Genomic DNA, 6,914 nt, shown 5'->3' on the forward strand with positions numbered 1-6,914 from the left:
TTGCCGGACACAAAAATAGTCGCAAGCAGTGGTGGATATAAAAGATAAACACTTCCTAGACACAGCATACCTTTAACAACGGAGATTCTATGAAAGTCATCGCTTTTGCCGCAAGCAACAGTAAACAATCAATCAATAAGCAATTAGTTACTTATGCAGCGAGTCTGCTTGAGAATGCTGATGTAGAATTGCTGGATCTGAATGATTATGAACTCCCACTGTTTAGCGTTGATATTGAAAAAGAAATAGGTCAACCCGCCTTGGCACAAGCTTTTCTGGATAAACTGGGCCATGCCGATGCCTTAGTTATTTCCCTTGCTGAGCATAATGGTAACTATTCAGCAGCATGGAAAAACCTGTTTGACTGGTGCACCCGTATCGAACAAAAAGTGTTTCAGAAAAAACCCACTATCCTGCTCTCAACCTCTCCTGGTGAACGCGGTGGAGCCACAGTTATGGATATTGCTCTCAATTCAATGCCCCGCTTTGCTGCCGACATAAAAGGTAGTATGTGGCTCCCCTCTTTTTATGATAATTTTGATACCGATAACGGAAAGGTTATCAACACTGAATTTGACAAACAGTTGCATGAGACCATGCATCAACTGACCCTGTAATTTATTGTCACAATTTAGAAATATAATTGCAGTAATATGGAAACATTTATCGATATGCTTTTCGATTAATTCTTCTAAGGATCTCACATGAACGACTCGGCAGCTTTGTTGGATTTAAAGAAAAAGTCTCAAAAACAGCTCTATAAAATCAGTGAAGAAGCTTCAGTGAATAGTGAGAGAGCCAAAGCTTTATTGCTTTTATCCGAAGGTGCGACTCAGGAAGAAGCGGCTGAAAAGACAGCTTTGAGCTTAGGCCAGATTCGCTACTGGCTGGGACGCTACCGGGCAAATGGAATGGATTGTTTTCCTCTGACAGTTGAGAACAAGCCCAAGAAAGAGAAAAAAGACAAACCCAAAAAGGCGAAAAAAGCTGCCAAGAAAGCTAAAGATAAACCCAAAAAATCGGAAAAGAATAAAAAGAAAAGTAAAAAAACCAAGTCTAAATAATTATTCACAACCAGCCGCAGGTGCCATATCCAAATGAACCCTGGCGGCTGGAACCTTTAATAGTTTTCATCACCCGCTTGTCACTAGTGAATAAAGTACCTCTACTAACATTCCCGCTCGGCCGATCATAATGAAGTTTATCTATCTTGCTTTGAGTTTTCAGGGAAGATTCGTTTTTTTTCGAGCCAAATAGACCTTTTATTAATATAACGTTACTTTGAATCAGCAGTAAGCGAATATTATTTCTTAAAGATCTGCCGGAAACTGTCGACAACATTGCTGAACATAAGAGTTAAATTAAAATTCAACACCAAGTTGGCAATACAAAGTTGCGATCGTGAAGGACAATTCAATGAACATGCATAGCATACGCACCAAAAGCTCCCTCCCGGTAATGGTAATGGGGTTAACTATTATTATCGTCATCTCAATGTTTTGGTGGATGATGTCCTTACAGAATAATCTGATTGAAATTCAGTCGAAAAGCTTTATGCCTGCGAGTGAAGTCATTCTTAATGCTGACAGGGATCTGTACCAGGCTAAACTTGCCCAACTTAATATTCTTTCGGGTCAAAGCGACGCCGCCGATCAGCAAGAAATAGATCGGCAGGAAAATATCCAACAAGTGGCGGCACGTTATACTGATTACCGGGAATATCTGAAAGACTTTCCTGAAATATCTGGTGACCCGGCAGTATTTAATCAAGCATACCAAGAGTGGGTAGCCTCCTCTGATGCGCTGGTACAAGCTTATAACAATGGGCTGTCTTTAAACCTGCTTAAGCAAACTGAAGATCAGGAATTTGCTGAATTACGGGATATTCTGGATAAGTCCGGCGAAGCAGTAATTAATGGTTTTGAGGTCATTGAAAAGCAACTGGCTGCTGATATCCGCAGCAAAATGACAATCACTTTTATTGCTGTCGCTATCGTTTTGATAATCGCGATGATTTTTAGTTATCTTATTCCCAAAAAACTGACTTCCGATATTAATTACTTGGTAAAACGGATTAATGAAATTGCCTCGGGCGATGGCGACCTTACCGCTAGAATAGATGTGTCGTCTAAAGATGAATTCGGTAATCTGGCTCAGGCGTTTAATGTTTTTGTCTCCAACCTGCAGGATTTAATCAAAAATATTCTGTCCCAGGTTGCGAACCTCGGCAATCTCACGGCCAGTCTGTCAGATGCGTCAGTTCATACCAAAGATATTAACGATAAATTGAATTTATCGACCGAATCCATTGTGAGCGCAGTTCATGAAATGACATTGGCCAACAAGGAAATGGCACAGGTTGCAACCAATTCTGCTTCTGAGGCGGATCAAACCGCTGGTTTGGCTGATCGCGGTATGGCAGTTGTCAGAACGTCGAATGAAAAAATCGCTGCGTTGATTCGCAATATGGATTTGGTATTGAACTCCTCTCAGGAGCTTGAAACCAACTCAAACAATATCGTTACTGTTTTGGAAGTTATTCGTGGCGTGGCCGAACAGACTAATTTGCTGGCATTGAATGCCGCCATTGAAGCCGCTCGGGCAGGTGAACATGGACGAGGCTTTGCTGTTGTGGCAGATGAGGTCAGAACTCTGGCAACCCGTACACAGCAAAGCACCAATGATATAGATGAAATTATCCAGAAATTACAGTTGTCTGTCAGCGCATCCTCGAAGGCTATTTCTGAAGGTAAGGTAAATGCTGATGAAACAGCGAATACTTTTGTTGAAGCCGACACAGTCTTCCATGAAATTCAGCAGTCTTCTAATCGCGTAAATGATATGGCGACTCAAACAGCTCAGGCAACTGAAGAGCAGACCTGTGTCGCTGAAGAAATCAGTAAAAATCTGCATGGTTTAAACCAGCAGACAGAATCTGCCAGTGAAGTGGCTGAAACAGGTGAAGAGTTATCCCAGGAAATCAGACGTTTTTCCGATAACATGAAACAAATGATGAGTCGCTTTAAAGTTTAGCCTTTAGTCGGGCGTGGGTCGAAGACCACACTGTTCCAGCAAATCCTGCCAGGCTTCCGTGTGTTCTTTGATTCGTTGCTGATATAACGCCCAGATATTTTCCTGATTATTCAGGTTTAACGTTTGTTGATAATAATCATTAAAAGTCTGCGGCATTACTTCTGTTTGTATCTTTGCCAGTCTAGCTAAGGGTTGAAACAGCTGATCAGCACCGCTGTTTACAGCCGACATATAAGGTTGAACTTTTTCAATATAAACCTTGAAAAACATCGATTCCAGAATCTTGGCCTGATTGTTCGGTCTACCCTGTAAACATAATGGGTTTTCATCAATACGTTGCTTAAGAATATTGGTTCCATCATCCAACCGGCTTATCAGCAATCTCGCACTATTGTGTAATTGCCCTGCCCGGCTTCCATATTGCCAACGTTGTTGAATCTCGCCCATATACTCAAGATCCTGTTCATACTGACCTTGAAGCAGTTGCTGAACCCGTTTGTTTACATAAACAATATCCTGATTATAGCTACTGATTTCGTATTGGCTTTGCTCTGGATCATAAAGTCCTGATGACAAACTCATTAGCTGCGCGATTTCCTCTGTTCCCCAGGTAGCATTCCAAATCACACGTGGTAAATACTGTTTTTTTAATTCAATTACTTGCGTCAGCTTTCTTCTTAATGATTCACTGTCAATCTCGACCAGACATTGTTGTGCTGCGTCTATAAACTGCAATTCATAACGTAAACTATTCAAGGGCTGCATGACGCGTCCCAGAATCGAGTTTTTTTCTCCCACCACAAATTGCAGTTCACAGCCATATAAAGACAAAAAGTCCAGCATATTTATATCGTGCTCGGGTATTGATAACCGGCGGTCTCGAGGTCGGGGAATCCGCTCAATATCAATCAGTTCTGAGTAGACTGGCTCCACGTCCAATACATTGGCTAACCGTTTCACATATTCATCCATCAAGGATTCCGGTTTTGCCAACGGGTCGCAGGCACAAAGCAAATGTATAAGGCTGAACAGAACTAAAATTCGATACGGAATAATCATTAATATGGCAGGTCGAAAGGGTTTAAAAATCAGATATTTGACTGAGACACTTTAAATAGGTTAAAGACTCGTTATAAATTTATTGTATGCTCCATAACAGACTAAAAATATAGGATAGGTATCTTGGCGATTACGACAGATACATCTCATCCAATGGTGAGTGATGAATATTTTCAACAATGGCAGGATCTGATTGATCTATTAGCCGAATTCATGCAAGTACCTGCTGCACTTCTGACGCATGTAGATGAAAATAATCAGCTTGCGGTAATGGTTAAAAACCGTGCATCGACAAATCCATATCAAAGTAATCAGAAATTTGATTTAAGAGGTTCAGAAACCTATTCCGAATTTGTCATCCGTGAACAGAAAACCCTGTTTGTAGCCAATGCCTATGAAGATGCCGCATGGAAAGATAAATATGACCCGACGCTAGGTATGATTAATTACCTTGGCGTGCCCGTCACCTGGCCGAATGGTGACCCGTTTGGCACACTATGTGTTCTCGACACAGAAACGCATTATTACAGCGAATTACAACTCAAGATGATGGTGCAGTTACGCAATATTTTTGAGGCTCATCTGGATATTCTTGAACAAAACCTTGAGTTGGAAGAAGTTGCCAAAACACTCGAATTTCTTGCCAATACAGATGATTTAACCGGTATCTGGAATCGGCGGGCTTTTATTGCCCAGGCAGAAACCGAACTGCAGCGAACTTCGCGTCACAACCGAACGTTATGCCTGTTAATGTTTGATATCGATAATTTTAAACGTATCAATGATTTGCACGGCCATAACACAGGCGATGAAGCCATCAAATTATTTACAGAATGCATTATGAATTCAAAGCGTGCTTACGATATTTTTGGTCGTATTGGTGGAGAAGAGTTTGCCATGATTCTTCCTGAAACCGATATTGCCTCAGCACAGGCTTTAGCCGAACGGATGCGTGAATGCGTAGAACAATTAAGCCTGCCATTAGTCAGTGGTGAAAACGTGACGTTTACTGTCAGCATAGGCCTGACCGAATATGGTGAAGAAGATGAGGGTATTTTTGCACTGCTTTATCGAGCGGATCGCAAACTCTATGAAGCAAAACACCAAGGTAAAAACCGCGTAGTGGCCTGATAAATAGGCTCTCCACCCAATACTTGTTATTGATATATCCCGGATTAAGTCTGAATTCAATTTGTTTAGATATCCTGATTAACTTTTTAAATCCACAGGAGCGTTAGATGGCGAAAGCCAAAACCCGGTTACAGGCACTTGATGCCTTAAGAGGTGTTGCCGCTCTGGGCGTCATGTTGTTTCATTACCTGCCCTATTACGATGAACTATATGGACATTCTTTCTCATCCCCAGATGTGCTGGAATTTGGCCGTTATGGCGTTCACCTGTTCTTTATGCTGAGTGGGTTTGTGATTTTGATGACACTGGAACGAACCGAAAATGCACGCTGGTTTGGTTTGGCCAGGGCCTTTCGTTTATTACCGGCTTTATGGGTTTGCATTCTGCTGACTTTCTTCATAGTTCAAATGCTCGGCCCGGCTGATCGCAATGTCTCGTTCAGCACAGCATTAATAAACTTCACGCTTTTACATAGCTACCTGGATTATTCCCATGTCGATGGTGCCTACTGGAGCCTGGTAATTGAAGGCACATTTTATCTGTGGATGGCCATTTTGTTTTATGCATTGAAAAGCTGGAAGCAGCTTCGCATGGTTCTGTTTGGCTGGGTAATTATCAGTTACATAGCAATGATTCATCTGGAAAATCTATCCCCGTCATTGTTGTTTTTGACCCATGAATTATTATTTGCCATGTATGCCCCTCTGTTTATCAGTGGGATGTTGTTATACCGCTGGTACAAGTCGGGGAATTTAACTGCCAGTGAAGTACTCTTCCTCGCTCTGTCTATGAGTCATGCACTCATTGCCTACCCTGCACCATTCAGTCTTTTTGTTTTAGCTTGTTACGCTGTTTTTGTGCTGGCAATAAGCGGTTATCTTAATTTTATTGTTAATCGACTTACCTTATGGTTGGGCAGCCTTTCCTATTCCCTTTATCTAATCCACCAGAATATTGGTTACGGAATAATTAATCACAGTTATGCAATTGGTTTATCCGGCATCACAGGAGTTGCTATTGCCGTTGGGGTTTCGTTTCTGCTGGCCATACTGATTCACAACCACGTAGAAAAGCCGGCGTTACTTTGGTTTCGCGAAAGACGTTATAAAGCTAACCCATTAGTGGCGATGAATTAATTAAGTCAACTATTTCTGACTGATCAGTGGTCATCGGGAGTATCTATGGAGCCATTGCAGATATATTTCGATTATTTATCAAATAGGGTTTGACCTTTACATATAATCTCTATATATTCGATCGTGCTTGCAAGTACGACAGATATTTGTTTTCAAGTTCGATGTTTCCGCTTTAATGTTAGATCCAAAGAGTACTCGTCCTGTTTTCAAAATACCCGCTCCACTTACAGCATACCCGCCCATATTGGGCATTTTAGATTTACAAAAAATAGGATGATTTATGTCTTCAACTGGAACAGTTAAATGGTTTAACGAAGCTAAAGGCTTTGGTTTTATCGAACAAGAAAACGGCCCTGACGTTTTCGCACATTTCCGTCAAATCCAAGGTGACGGTTTCAAAACATTGACTGAAGGCCAACGTGTAACATTTGATGTTACTCAAGGTCAAAAAGGTCCACAAGCTGAAAACATCGTTCCTGCATAATTGCTACGATAACAGTTTGATTTTCACCTTCGGGTGAAACGAAAAAGCCCCGTTTTCCGGGGCTTTTTTGT

Annotated in this window: 7 protein-coding genes; 6 read left to right on the forward strand and 1 reads right to left on the reverse strand. The window is 41.5% G+C overall.

What is annotated here, in order from left to right; translation table 11 throughout:
• Nucleotides 1-89 precede the first annotated feature (89 nt).
• The 3 genes from B3M51_RS12145 to B3M51_RS12155 all read left to right on the forward strand — a co-directional run bounded on the left by B3M51_RS12145 (nt 90) and on the right by B3M51_RS12155 (nt 3,033).
• A complete protein-coding gene (locus B3M51_RS12145; protein WP_292759549.1) occupies nt 90-617 on the forward strand; it encodes an NADPH-dependent FMN reductase in 528 nt (175 codons plus the stop codon).
• Between the two features lie 87 nt (nt 618-704).
• A complete protein-coding gene (locus B3M51_RS12150; RefSeq protein ID WP_292759551.1) occupies nt 705-1,064 on the forward strand; it encodes a helix-turn-helix domain-containing protein in 360 nt (119 codons plus the stop codon).
• 352 nt (nt 1,065-1,416) lie between these two features.
• A complete protein-coding gene (locus B3M51_RS12155; protein WP_292759553.1) occupies nt 1,417-3,033 on the forward strand; it encodes a methyl-accepting chemotaxis protein in 1,617 nt (538 codons plus the stop codon).
• Between the two features lie 3 nt (nt 3,034-3,036).
• Here B3M51_RS12155 and B3M51_RS12160 read toward each other — a convergent pair whose 3' ends face one another.
• A complete protein-coding gene (locus B3M51_RS12160) occupies nt 3,037-4,005 on the reverse strand; it encodes a DUF3080 family protein (RefSeq protein WP_292759555.1) in 969 nt (322 codons plus the stop codon).
• 210 nt (nt 4,006-4,215) lie between these two features.
• On the opposite strand from B3M51_RS12160, the gene B3M51_RS12165 reads away from it, so the two are divergent.
• From B3M51_RS12165 to B3M51_RS12175, 3 genes are all read left to right on the forward strand, one after another.
• Nucleotides 4,216-5,223 (forward strand): sensor domain-containing diguanylate cyclase, encoded by a 1,008-nt coding sequence (locus tag B3M51_RS12165; RefSeq protein WP_292759557.1) that lies wholly within the window; start codon nt 4,216-4,218, stop codon nt 5,221-5,223.
• Nucleotides 5,224-5,330: 107 nt separating this feature from the next.
• The gene (locus tag B3M51_RS12170) at nt 5,331-6,359 is read left to right on the forward strand and encodes an acyltransferase family protein (protein WP_292759559.1); all 1,029 of its coding nucleotides are present in this window, start codon (nt 5,331-5,333) and stop codon (nt 6,357-6,359) included.
• Nucleotides 6,360-6,639: 280 nt separating this feature from the next.
• Nucleotides 6,640-6,843, forward strand: coding sequence for a cold-shock protein (locus B3M51_RS12175; protein ID WP_014706925.1), 204 nt, complete (start codon nt 6,640-6,642; stop codon nt 6,841-6,843).
• Nucleotides 6,844-6,914: the final 71 nt, after the last annotated feature.

Origin of the sequence: Methylophaga sp. UBA2689, assembly GCA_002354555.1 — a bacterium.
Classification (GTDB): Bacteria; Pseudomonadota; Gammaproteobacteria; order Nitrosococcales; family Methylophagaceae; genus Methylophaga.